We start from the raw sequence: 12,484 nt of genomic DNA on the forward strand, positions 1-12,484 counted from the left end.
CTTCTTTTTCTTTCTCATATTCAAATATTAATTCTCTTAATCTTAAAAAATAATACGAAGCTGTAGTCTTATTAACCTTAACTAAAACTGAAGCTGTCCTTGCTGTAGTTCCTGCTACAAAATGTTCTATTAATTTTAATTGTTTTTCTTGACTTAATTTACTGCGTTTCATACTTTAATTTTAACAAATTTTAGTTATCTAGGACAACCCCAAAAACAATATTATAATACATGAAAAAAATCAAACTAAATACAAAGGCACACCAATTACTGATTCACTTATAGAGGCAAATAGAAAGTTTATAGTAGAAGCTGAGCAGTTAATATATTTGTTAAAGAAATATAATAGAAAAGAAGATAAAAATAATATGCTTATATTTATAGAAAATATATCATTTATTTTAGAGAATATAGCAAAACTATTTAAAAATGAAATAGATGATTTTAACAGCAAAGATTTAAAAGAGCCAATAAAAACAGATTCTTATATATTTTATAGGCTTCAAAATTGTTTTGATTCTATTAATTCTATAAATGCATCCATAAAAGATAATATGAATAATATATTTTAAATATACTGATAATCTTCTGTGAAATTAAATGTTGTAGAAACAATTATGTCTTTAGTTTTAATATTATTTTGCATAGCTTCATATATTGTGTTGTATGAATTGCTTATATGAATAAGATTATTAAATGTTTCTTCTTTAAAAATTTTATTAGAAAAACCATCTATTAATGCATCTTCTATATATTTGTAGCTTGTAAATTGACTTTTTAATATAGTGTAATTGTTAGAGCCTATATTAACTTTTACTCTCTCATCAAACCTAATATCTTTAAAAGCATTTTCTGTGCATATTTCTGGTACGAAGTTTATAATCTCTTCTCTTATATTTTTATCTGTTATTATATTTTTAATGTTGCTCATAAACATTTCATAATTTTGATGACTCTTTTCAAATTCTAATACATATTCTATTACAAAATATTCAATCTCTTCTCTTGTATATGGATATTTTTTGTAGGTGTAATCATATTGAAGAATAAAAAAGAATTGCTTTATAGAGAAAAACTCTTCATTGTTATCCCATTTATCAATATATTCAATTATTGCATTTTCAATACTTTCGCTATGATTATTATTTATATAGCATTCTGTAACAATTTCACCATCAGGCATTTTTGCGCCATATACTTTAATAATATTTACTCTGTTGTTTGCAAGCATGAAAGGAATCTCTTTACTTATTGCATACCATAAAAAAGAAGAATAATTATTGTTCTCATCATTTTTTATATATTCATTATAAAATTTTTCTTTTTCAATACTGCTTCCAAGACCTATTATAGGGCTTTCACATACACTAAATCTTTTTTTATTTCCAAGTATATAAGTGTCTATTTCATGATGGGAAACACCATTTAAAAAATCAATCATTCCATTAAAAGCACAGTAAACAAAATCATCAGCAACCAATTCTATAGCCTTATATTTATCACTAGCTATAACAGAACAATACTCATAAAAATCTTCTTCTAATATTGGAGCTTTTATGTAAAAATAAACAGAACAAAGCACACTGCTTTTCTCTTCAAGCTCTACAATTTTTGGCTCTATTGTTACATCATAAGTTAAAAGCCTGATAGTTTCATTTTCTATTTTATTTTTATCTTGTATGTTTTTATGAAGTCTATTTAAAAGTAATTGTTTGTATATATTCATAATTATATAATAACATTTAATTTATATTATTCAATATTTGTTTTATAGATACTGGTTTGAAGTTATGAATATCAGAAGCTGCGTTAAATGCTCTGTTATTATATTTTTTATCTTGATGCCAATGACCGTGAATTAAAATTGAGTTTTGATGATAGCCTTCCCATTCTAAGATAGGGTAGTGGAATAATATTATTTTTTTGTTTTCAAAACTAAGCACATGATAATCTTTTATAAAATTAAAAAGAGAATAATCAAACTTTTTATTTTCTAAAAAATTATCATTACTTCCTTTTATTAAATATTTATTGCCATTTAAGTTTTTTAGAAGCTCTGTTGTTTTTATATATCCTTTTTCGTTAGAGAAATCGCCAATTATATATATATCATCATTATTATTTACAACAGAGTTCCAATTATCAACTATTATTTTATGCATGTCACTGTAGCTTTTAAATAATAACTTTCTATTAGCATGCATACTGCCAAAAAAATGGGTATCCGAAATGAAATATATCATTATCTTTTAAGCATTTCCTAAAGATATGTATTTTATTCCTCTTTCAGTCATTCTTTGTTTATCGTATTGATTTCTGCCGTCAAATATAACAGGTTCTTTTAATAATTCTTTTATTTTGTCAAAGCTAGGTCTTCTAAACTCATTCCACTCTGTAACAAGTATTAAAGCATCAGCATTCTCTAAAGCTTCATAAGAGTTTTCAGCATAATATATCTTATCTCCAAATATAGCCTTAGCACTGTCAAAAGCTTTAGGGTCATAAGCTCTTATTTTAGCACCCCTTTCAAGAAGCATGTTAATGATTGTGATAGCAGGAGCCTCTCTCATATCATTAGTTCTTGGTTTGAATGCTAATCCCCATAAAGCAAAAGTTTTTCCGTTTACGTCATTATTATAATATTTTAATATCTTTTCAACGAAAATTTTTCTCTGATTAATATTTACTTGATGAGTAGCTTTAAGTAAATCAGAATTAATTCCATAGTCTGAGGCAGTTTTTATTAGAGCCTGCACATCTTTAGGAAAGCAGCTTCCGCCGTATCCAAGCCCATGAAATAAAAATTGATTTCCTATTCTTCGGTCGCTCGACATACCAATTCTCACCAAATCAGCATTAGCTCCCACTTTTTCACATATATTAGCAATCTCATTAGCAAAAGAAATCTTTGTAGCAAGAAAAGCATTAGCAGCATATTTAGTCATCTCAGCAGAACGCACGTCCATAATAATGATAGGGTTTCCAGTCCTTGTAAAAGGATTATAAATATCTCTCATAATGTCTATTGCTTTTTCAGAATCAGAACCAATAACAACTCTGTCAGGCTTTAGAAAATCATCAACAGCAGCCCCCTGTTTTAAAAACTCAGGATTAGAAACTACGTCGAACTCGCCATTATAATGCTTTTTAATAGCGTCCTCTACTAATTTATGAGTTCCTACAGGCACAGTAGATTTATCAACAATTACCTTATATCCATTCATAGCTTTGCCTATATCATTAGCCACAGAAAGTACAAAACTTAAATCGCAGCTTCCATCATCTCCGGAAGGAGTACCAACTGCTATAAAACAAGCTATAGATTTTTTTACAGCATAATCCAAATCATCTGTAAACTCTAATCTTCCTTCAGATACATTTGATACTATAAGCTCTTCTAAACCGGGTTCATATAACGGAGTGATTCCGCTTTTTAATTTCTTTAATTTTTCTTTATCATTATCTACACATGTAACATAATTTCCCATTTCGGCTAAACAAGCACCTGTTATAAGCCCAACATAACCGGTTCCTACTATACATAACTTCATAATTTTGCCTCTCTTTGCGATATAGACTTTTAATTTATTTTATCATATAATAAAGAAGTATATTGTCAAGTAAAATTTATAGATATAATGAATATTATCCGATAATAAATAATGGGTAATAATATTTTTTTAGAATACAAGGATTTTAAATGGACGATTATATAAAAAGTTTGCTTAAAGATTTCTTTGAAGAAGCTTTTGAAATGTTAGATAGATTGGAAGAGAATATTCTTATTCTTGATAAGGACAGAGATAATGTTGATGCTGTGCAGGAAATATTTAGAGCAGTGCATACTTTAAAAGGAAGTGCAGGTGCTGTAGAGCTTGTCGATACACAAAAATATGCCCATAGATTTGAGGATTTACTTGATTTAATAAGAGACAAAAAAATTAATGTTGATGATGCTACTATAGATATTTTATTAAAAGGAATAGATATTTTAAAAGAACTTATTAATAGTGCTAGTAATGAGTCTGTAAGTTCTATAAATATAGAAGAAGAGATAAAAAAATTAGATGATTTTAAAGCTTCAAAGTTAGGTTCGGAAGTAAACACAGATACAGAATCTTTAAGCAGTGTTTCAGAAGATAAAGTATCTGATAAAAATAAATATGAGAATTTAAATTTAGATAATAGCATACTAAGTACAATAAGAGAACATAAAGATGATGGTTTAAAAATAAAATTAGTATATGTTAAATTTAATGCCGAAAGCCCAATGAGAACTGTTGGAGGGGTTCAGGTATTTGTTGCTCTTAAAGATAAAGGTGATATAGTTACAAGTGTGCCTCCATTACAAAATTTGGAGGGAGATGAATTCTATCAGGATGTAATATATTTATTAGCTACACCAGAAGAAGATAATGATATAATTAATGATATAACTTTTCCGGAAACAACAGAGGAAATAAAAATAGAAGAGTTTATATTAGAAGATTATGAAAAAATGATTGCAAGCAAAAATGCAAAAGAGATATCTTCTGCTAATAAAAAAGAAGAGAAAGTATCAAAAGATAAAAAAATAGATAGACAAAGCTCTTATTTGAGAGTGGAAAGCGATAGAATAGATGCTATGATGAATCAGGTTGGAGAGCTCGTTACAAATAAAAGTTCGTATATTCAGTATGATGATGATTTGTCTTCATATAGTAAATTAATATCTAATTCAATAAATGATATAAAAAAATATTATAGAGATACTATAGTTCAGATTCTTAGAAAATTTGAAGATTATGCACAAAAAAAAGAAATAAAAGATTTGAGAGCCAATTATATTAACAGTTTTAATAATAAATTAAATGAGATATCAAAGATAGAAGATAGTTTTAAGTATACTTTAGATAGATATAGGAGTTCTTATCAGCTTCTTACAAGAGTAACGAATGAATTGCAAGAGACTGTAATGAAAATAAGAATGGTTCCTATAGCACAGACATTTAATAGATTTCCTCGTTTAATAAGAGATTTATCAAGAGATTTGGGTAAAGAAATTAAATTGGAAATGTATGGAGAAGATACTGAGCTTGATAAGTCTGTAATAGAAACTTTGGTTGATCCATTGGTGCATATTATAAGAAATGCTGTAGACCATGGTATAGAAATGCCTGAAGATAGGGTAAGTGCAGGAAAACCTAGAGTTGGCAGTGTGATTTTACAGGCTTCTCATGAAGGCAACCTTATCATTATAAAAATATCAGATGATGGTAAGGGAATGCAGCCGCATAAAATATTTGAAAGTGCTGTTAAAAAAGGTCTTGTATCTGCAGATGCTAAATTAACAGAACAGCAGATGCTTGAATATATATTTGCTCCCGGTTTTTCTACCGCCTCAAAAATTACAAATGTTTCCGGAAGAGGGGTAGGAATGGATGTTGTTAAAAAAAGTTTAGAGAAGATTAATGGTACTGTTGGTATTGATACAGAATATGGAAAAGGTTCTACTTTTTCTTTAAGAATACCTTTAACAGTTGCTATTATTCAGGCTTTGATAGTGGATGCAGAAAAAGAATATTATGCAGTTCCTATTAACAGTATATTAGAAACTATAAAAATAGACCCTGCAGAAATACAAGAGTTAGAAGGTACTGAGGTTATTAAGGTAAGAGATGAGGTTGTTAATATACTTAGCATAAAAGAATTATTTAAGCTTCCTTCAAGGTACACTGATATAAAATCATATTATGCCGTTATTATATCTTCTGAAGATAAAAAAGTTGCTTTACTTGTAAATAACCTTATGGGTGAACAGGATATTGTTATTAAAACTCTTAAAGATGCTGTAACAAGGTCTGAAGGTATAGCTGGAGCTACAATTTTGGGTGATGGAACTGTTAGCTTTATACTTGACATTCAAACTATAGTTGGACTTGGTACTAAAAGAATTATAGAGAGAGGCAAAATAAATACTAAAAATACTTCTAAAAATGATCTTAGAAGTTTTATCAGCAAATTAAAAAATAATGAAATACCAGAGGCTAATGAATTAAATAGCTAATATTTTATTGATTATTAATAAAAGCCTTCACTTTTAGCATCTTTGCTCATAAGTTCTTTGATGGTATCTTGTATATTGGCATTATTGAAAAGTATATTGTAAATAGCTTCTGTTATAGGCATATATATATTATTATTTTTAGCGTATTCATATGCAGCTGTTGTAGCGTATACACCTTCTGCTACTTGTCCGTGAGAATTAGCTATAACCTCTTGATATTTTTTTCCCTTTGCAAGTTCTCTTCCAAGTCTGTTATTTCTGCTTAATCCGCTTGAGCAGGTTACTATTAAATCTCCTATTCCAGAAAGACCATACATAGTATCTGTTCTTGCTCCTTTACTTAAAGCAAATCTCACTATTTCATGAAGCCCTCTTGTGATAAGTGCTGCTTTAGTATTATCTCCTAAATTAAGTCCATCAACTATACCGCCTGCTATAGCTATGATATTTTTTAAAGCCCCGCCTATCTCCACCCCTTTTTGGTCAGTAGAATTATATATTCTAAATTTAGGAGGCACAGTTAAAGTATCTCTCACATATTCTGAAACTCCTTTCTCTCCTCCAATCACAACAGCAGTAGGAACCCCTTTAGCAACTTCTTCAGCATGTGAAGGACCAGAAAGTGTGAGAATGTTTACATCTCCTGATATTATACTCCTCGCAACTTCACTCATGGTTTTACCAGTGTTTCTATCTAATCCTTTTGTTGCAGATATTATTATTTGTTCATTACTTATATATGGTTCTATGTTTTCACAAGTATTATGGAATGCAAAAGATGGAGTTACAATAATAACTATTTTAGCATCATTGATAACTTCACCAAGCTCCATGCTAAATTGTATTTCTTTGTTTAACTCTATATTGTTTAAGTAATTATCATTTTTATGGAATTTATTAAGATTATTATAGCTTTCTTCACTATGCACCCACACTTTAATATGATGTTTTTCAGAAAAAATATTAGCTAAAGCAAGCCCCCAACCGCCGGCACCTATAATTGCAACATTTTCCATTAATATGAACCCTAGTTTTATTTATCATTTAGTATTAAAAATAATGATATATTATTGCTGTGCAGTACATACTACATCACTTATTTTTAAATATGGCGATATATTTCTAGAAAAAGTTACTTTAACTTGAGTTTCACTTAATATTTCTACTACACCTGTTACAGTACCGCTTTGAAATGCATAAGAGTTAGCATTTTCTTTGGCTGTTGGAGATATATTATTTATAGTACCATCATATTTTATTTCCTCACCAGTATCTTTAGGAGGATTGTCTTTATCACTAAATCTTAATTTTATGATAGAAGTATTACCGCTAGTTAAATTAACCCAAAGATAAGCACTGCCTATAACAGGACTTGTGCTTCTTAAACCTTTATCTGTTGTCAATAGTGCTGTTTTATCTGCAGATATAGGACCTGTACTTGCCTTACAGGATATAAAAAATATTATTGATAAAAAAATAGCTATAAAACTTATTACTTTATTCATAATAATAACATCTCCAATTATATATTATAAGTATAATAAATTTATTTAATTTAGTCAATAATAGATTTATTTATTATGGTGTAGTTTCACATACAGCTTCCATTATTTTTATATATGGAGTTACATTTTGCGTAAAATATACTTTTATTCTCCTATCATCTAATACTTCTAAACTTCCTGTAAGTGTACCTGTTTGAAATGCATATGTATTAGTATTATTTTTATCAGTCAATGACATTGTGTTAGTGATGCTATTTGCTGAATCATAAATTATTTCACCTGTTCCTATATCTGGACCAGTATCAGTACCAAAATTTAAAGATATTTTATCAGTGGTTGTTACCCAAAGATATGCTTTACCCAATACTGGAAAACTACTTTTATAATTACTGCCGTTTATTAAAGATTGATTTTCTGGTGCTGTTGTAGTTACTTTGCATGATATTAAAAATATTATAAATACAGTTATTAATATAACAGTTTTTTTCATAAAAAACTCCAAACTTTTATATACTTATAATTTATTATCGACATATAATATCTTAATTTTTATTAATTACTTATATTTTTTATAAGTTATTTATTGTCTGTCTTATTACATATAATATTTTGAATATTTAAATATGGCTTATACATTGTAGCAAAACTTATATTGATTTTAGTTTGACTCATAAATGTAAGAGTTCCAACTATTTCTTCATTATTAAAAGCATAATGCGGTGCTTCGCCGTCAATGGCAGAATTACTTATATCAAATCTATCTTTATCAGTAGACGGAAAAGAGCTGCCCCCTATCCATATATAAATACTTATACCATTATCATTTGTTATGAGAACATTTAATTTTTCGTTTTCATTTTGTCCTACTTGATTTTTACTAATATATAACCAATGATAATTCGTTTGGTTTTTAAGATCATTTTTCGCTTGATACGGAATTTGAAATAAAGGACTTTGACAAGTATTAATAAAAATAAATGAGAATAAAATAAAAAATGAATAAAACGCTACTTTAACAATTTTTCATCCCTCCATGAATTAATATCCTATTATTACTTAGTACAGATTACATCTCTTACACTAAGATATGGCGGAGTATTTCTTACAAAACTAATTTTTATTTGGTCGCCTGATAATACACTGAAATTGCCGGACATTACACCATTTTGAAAGCTATAGTTACTGCTTCCTTTTTCCTGATATAATTTATCTATAATTTCTTCTCCACCTATGGGAGTTGGAGTTGCTGTATTATTAGCAAGCACTATAGCTATAGCGATAGTATTTGTTGCTGTAGTTTCTACACGTAATTTATAATCTTGACCTAATATAGGGTCTATGCTTGTATAAGTATCTGGATTTTCTATTGCTGTTGCTGTTGTTTCAAATTTTTTACAGCTCATAAACATTATAGATATTATAAAAATAACAAATAAAAGCAGAAATATTTTTTTAGTCATAAGAAAACTCCATTAAACTCATATATATATATTATAATAAATTTATAATATATAGTCAAATACTATTTATTTTATCGGATAAATAATCATAAAAATAAATGAGTAAATAAAAAAATTATATTATATTAAAATGTTTTAGAGCATTAAATATTCCATCATTATCAACATCATCTGTAATATAATCTGCTATTTTTTTAACACCTTCATTGGCATTGCCCATAGCAACCCCTATTGCAGCATGTTCAATCATAGTTATATCATTACCCCCATCTCCAAAGGCAATAGTATCTTCCAATTTAATGCCATAATACTCTATAATTTTATCTATGCCTATATGTTTTCCTCCGCCCTTAGTATTAACATCTGTAAAAGCTGGATGCCATCTGCTTGATTCGCAATTTTTAAATATTTTGCTCATTAATTGTTTTTCTTTATTCTCATCTACAAATAAATTAATCTGAAGTACATTGTCAATATTTTCTTCTAAAAAACTATAATAATTATCAACAGCCGGTATTGGAAGATTTATAGATTTTGAAACCTCTTCAACTTCTTTTGTAACATAATTAATAAATATACCGCTATTCATCATAATAGAGCAGGGGAATAGTTCTTTGTTTTTTAAATAGTCTATTAAAGAATATATTTCTTCTTTTGCTATAGAATGCCTATATATAGATTTATCTCCTATATAGCAATCAAAGCCATTAGCCGTAATATAACCATCAAAAACTAAATCATCTATATTGTTTATATGTTTTTTTATTCTTCCTGTAGCTATAAAAACTTTAATTCCTTTTTCTTTTAAAAGTCTTATAGCCTCTTTTGAAGAATCTGAAACTTTATGAGTATTAAAACTCACCAAAGTTCCGTCTATATCAAAAAAAGCTGCTTTTATCATATATGCATATCCTTAAATTATTATATTATATTAAAATGTTTTAGGGCATTATATACCCCTTCATTATTAACATCATCTGTAATGTAATCTGCTTCTTTCTTTAGTTCTTTACTCGCATTTCCCATAGCAACGCCGATATGAGCATGTTTAATCATACCAATATCGTTTTCTCCATCTCCAAAAGCAATAGTTTCAGACAAATCTATTTTATAATATTCTGTAATTTTATCTATACCTACTTCTTTGCCTCCATATTTAGAATTAATATCAGCAAAATACCAATTCCATCTGCTGGATTTTGAATTTTTTAATATATTATTCATCAAATATTTTTCTTTATTCCTGCTTATAAAAACATTTAACTGCAAAATTTTTTCATAATTTTTATTAATATAATCTTTAAAATCTACAACTTCTGGTTTTTTATCTTTAGATAGAGAATAAATCATATTAATAATACAGTTTGTGTAATTAATAAACATATTATCACTGGTAACAATCCTGCAAAGAAATTTATTGCTTTTAATATAATCTGTTAAAGCAAATAAATCATCTTTATCCATCGAAACTCTATGTATTTCTTTAAGCTTATTATTTTCATTAACAAAGCAGCAGCAGCCGTTTAATGTTATATATCCATCAAAATCATCTAAATTATCTATTTTAAATAAAGCCCTTCCAGTTGCTATAAATACTTTAATACCTTTTTCTCTAAGTCTTTTAATAGCTTCTTTAGATAAATTAGAAATCCTACGATTTTTAAAACTTACCAAAGTTCCGTCTATATCAAAAAAAGCAGCTTTTATCATAGAATTTAGCTTATTAAACCATAATGCTTCAAAGCTTTACACACCCCATCATTATCAACATCATCTGTAATATAATCAGCTACCTCCTTAACACTGTCATTAGCATTTCCCATAGCAACACCAATACCTGCCGCTTTTATCATGCCAATATCATTACCTCCGTCTCCAAAAGCAATAATCTCAGATAAATCTATTTTATAATACTCTATAATCTTATTAACTCCTACCTCTTTGCCTCCATGTTTAGAATTAACATCTGCAAAATTAGGATTCCACCTGCTTGATTTAGAATTCTTTAATACATTATTAATTAAATAACTCTCTTTATTTTCATCTACAAAAATATTTAACTGTAAAATTTGTTCATAATTTTTATTAATATATTCTCTAAAATTTACAGACTCTGGAATGACAATCTTATTCTCATCATACATTTTTTTTACATCATCATCTATATAATTAATAAATATATCTTTGCTTGTTATAACACTGCATAAAAATCTGTCCTTATCAAGATAATCAACCAAACTAAATAAATCATCTTTATCTAAAGAAACTCTATATATCTCTTTAAGCTCATTATCTTCATCAACAAAGCAATTACATCCGTTTACTGTTATATATCCGTCAAAATCAACTAAATCCTCTATTTGAAATAAAGCCCTCCCGCTTGCTACAAATACTTTAATACCATTTTCTCTAAGTTCTTTAATAGCCTTTTTAGACGAATCAGAAATCTTGCGATCTTTAAAATTCACCAATGTGCCATCTACATCAAAAAAAGCAGCTTTTATCATTTGTATTATTCCTTAAATAAAAATTAATCTATTAAATTAAAATGTTTTAAAGCTTTATATACTCCCTCATTATCAACATCATCTGTAATATAGTCTGCAATTTCTTTTACTTCTTTGTTAGCATTTCCCATAGCTACACCAATATGAGCATGCTTTATCATACTAATATCATTTTCCCCATCACCAAAAGCAATAGTCTCTTCTAATTTAATTCCATAATGTTCTATGATTTTGTCTATACCTATATGCTTTCCTATATCTTTTATATTAACATCAAAAAAAATTGGATGCCATCTGCTTGAACTAGAGTTTATTAATATATTATTCATTATCTCTTTTTCTTTATCTCTGTCTGAAAATATATTAATCTGAAATATATCATTTATATTATTATATATATATTCTATAAAATTATCTATAACATTCGCTTTAACATTTACCATATTATAAAACATATCTATAGTCTTATGAGTATTTGTATAAATATCCTTACTTGTCATAATAGAACATGGCAGGTTATGATTTTCTAAATAATGACATAGATTTTTTAAATCATTTTGGTTTAATGTAATTTTATATATTTCTTTTTTGTCTATATAGCATGCTGAACCATTAAAAGTAATATATCCATCAAACTCTATATTATCCAAATTATCTATCTGATATAAAGCTCTTCCTGTCGCAATAAATACTTTTATATTTTTTTCTTTGAGAGTGTAAATTGCTTTTTTTGATAATTCAGATATTTTATGTGTATTAAAACTCACCAAAGTTCCGTCTACATCAAAAAACGCTGCTTTTATCATATATTTAATAACCTATTTTTATAAAAATTTAACTGCTATATTATATATTAAATTATATAAAAAAGCGAGTGAAAGGTTTTTACTTTCATGTTTAGGAGCCATACATATTGCACGTTTTTTAGTTTAAAAAAAGCAGGTATTCCTTATAATTTAATTAACT

12 protein-coding genes and 2 pseudogenes are annotated in these 12,484 nt (G+C 27.5%); 2 read left to right on the forward strand and 12 right to left on the reverse strand.

Going from position 1 to position 12,484, the window contains the following annotated elements:
* Positions 1 to 172 (reverse strand): annotated as a pseudogene (locus tag Q0H31_RS11505) (IS1595 family transposase); the annotation flags it as partial.
* A 40-nt stretch (positions 173 to 212) separates the two neighbouring features.
* On the opposite strand from Q0H31_RS11505, the pseudogene Q0H31_RS11510 reads away from it, so the two are divergent.
* A pseudogene (locus Q0H31_RS11510) lies at positions 213 to 572 on the forward strand (FUSC family protein); the annotation flags it as partial.
* On the opposite strand, the gene Q0H31_RS11515 reads toward Q0H31_RS11510, so the two are convergent.
* Genes Q0H31_RS11515 through Q0H31_RS11525 form a run of 3 tightly spaced genes read right to left on the reverse strand, consistent with a single transcriptional unit; the run spans position 569 to position 3,551 of the window.
* Positions 569 to 1,726 carry a DUF6348 family protein gene (locus Q0H31_RS11515; protein ID WP_295298327.1) on the reverse strand — a complete coding sequence of 386 codons (1,158 nt, stop codon included), beginning with the start codon at positions 1,724 to 1,726 and terminating at the stop codon, positions 569 to 571. The pseudogene Q0H31_RS11510 and the gene Q0H31_RS11515 sit on opposite strands and share 4 nt — an antisense overlap.
* A gap of 16 nt (positions 1,727 to 1,742) precedes the next feature.
* Positions 1,743 to 2,243, reverse strand: coding sequence for a metallophosphoesterase family protein (locus Q0H31_RS11520; RefSeq protein WP_295298329.1), 501 nt, complete (start codon positions 2,241 to 2,243; stop codon positions 1,743 to 1,745).
* A 6-nt stretch (positions 2,244 to 2,249) separates the two neighbouring features.
* Positions 2,250 to 3,551: a UDP-glucose/GDP-mannose dehydrogenase family protein gene (locus Q0H31_RS11525; RefSeq protein ID WP_295298331.1), complete on the reverse strand. Its 1,302-nt coding sequence runs from the start codon at positions 3,549 to 3,551 to the stop codon at positions 2,250 to 2,252.
* Positions 3,552 to 3,700: 149 nt separating this feature from the next.
* Between Q0H31_RS11525 and Q0H31_RS11530 the strand changes: the two genes are divergently transcribed.
* On the forward strand, positions 3,701 to 6,046 hold the full coding sequence (locus Q0H31_RS11530) for a chemotaxis protein CheA (RefSeq protein ID WP_295298333.1): 2,346 nt from the start codon (positions 3,701 to 3,703) through the stop codon (positions 6,044 to 6,046).
* 14 nt (positions 6,047 to 6,060) lie between these two features.
* On the opposite strand, the gene Q0H31_RS11535 is transcribed toward Q0H31_RS11530, so the two are convergent.
* From Q0H31_RS11535 to Q0H31_RS11570, 8 genes are all read right to left on the reverse strand, one after another.
* Positions 6,061 to 7,062 (reverse strand): NAD(P)H-dependent glycerol-3-phosphate dehydrogenase, encoded by a 1,002-nt coding sequence (locus tag Q0H31_RS11535; RefSeq protein ID WP_295298335.1) that lies wholly within the window; start codon positions 7,060 to 7,062, stop codon positions 6,061 to 6,063.
* Between the two features lie 51 nt (positions 7,063 to 7,113).
* Positions 7,114 to 7,551 carry a hypothetical protein gene (locus Q0H31_RS11540; RefSeq protein ID WP_295298337.1) on the reverse strand — a complete coding sequence of 146 codons (438 nt, stop codon included), beginning with the start codon at positions 7,549 to 7,551 and terminating at the stop codon, positions 7,114 to 7,116.
* A gap of 73 nt (positions 7,552 to 7,624) precedes the next feature.
* Positions 7,625 to 8,041 carry a hypothetical protein gene (locus Q0H31_RS11545; RefSeq protein WP_295298339.1) on the reverse strand — a complete coding sequence of 139 codons (417 nt, stop codon included), beginning with the start codon at positions 8,039 to 8,041 and terminating at the stop codon, positions 7,625 to 7,627.
* Between the two features lie 562 nt (positions 8,042 to 8,603).
* On the reverse strand, positions 8,604 to 9,011 hold the full coding sequence (locus Q0H31_RS11550; RefSeq protein WP_295298341.1) for a hypothetical protein: 408 nt from the start codon (positions 9,009 to 9,011) through the stop codon (positions 8,604 to 8,606).
* Between the two features lie 115 nt (positions 9,012 to 9,126).
* The gene (locus tag Q0H31_RS11555; protein ID WP_295298343.1) at positions 9,127 to 9,912 is read right to left on the reverse strand and encodes a Cof-type HAD-IIB family hydrolase; all 786 of its coding nucleotides are present in this window, start codon (positions 9,910 to 9,912) and stop codon (positions 9,127 to 9,129) included.
* Between the two features lie 20 nt (positions 9,913 to 9,932).
* Positions 9,933 to 10,721 (reverse strand): Cof-type HAD-IIB family hydrolase, encoded by a 789-nt coding sequence (locus Q0H31_RS11560; protein WP_295298345.1) that lies wholly within the window; start codon positions 10,719 to 10,721, stop codon positions 9,933 to 9,935.
* Between the two features lie 5 nt (positions 10,722 to 10,726).
* On the reverse strand, positions 10,727 to 11,518 hold the full coding sequence (locus tag Q0H31_RS11565) for a Cof-type HAD-IIB family hydrolase (RefSeq protein ID WP_295298348.1): 792 nt from the start codon (positions 11,516 to 11,518) through the stop codon (positions 10,727 to 10,729).
* A 23-nt stretch (positions 11,519 to 11,541) separates the two neighbouring features.
* Positions 11,542 to 12,324: a Cof-type HAD-IIB family hydrolase gene (locus Q0H31_RS11570; protein WP_295298349.1), complete on the reverse strand. Its 783-nt coding sequence runs from the start codon at positions 12,322 to 12,324 to the stop codon at positions 11,542 to 11,544.
* Positions 12,325 to 12,484: the final 160 nt, after the last annotated feature.

Origin of the sequence: uncultured Brachyspira sp. (assembly GCF_934747485.1) — a bacterium.
Taxonomy (GTDB): domain Bacteria; phylum Spirochaetota; class Brachyspiria; order Brachyspirales; family Brachyspiraceae; genus Brachyspira.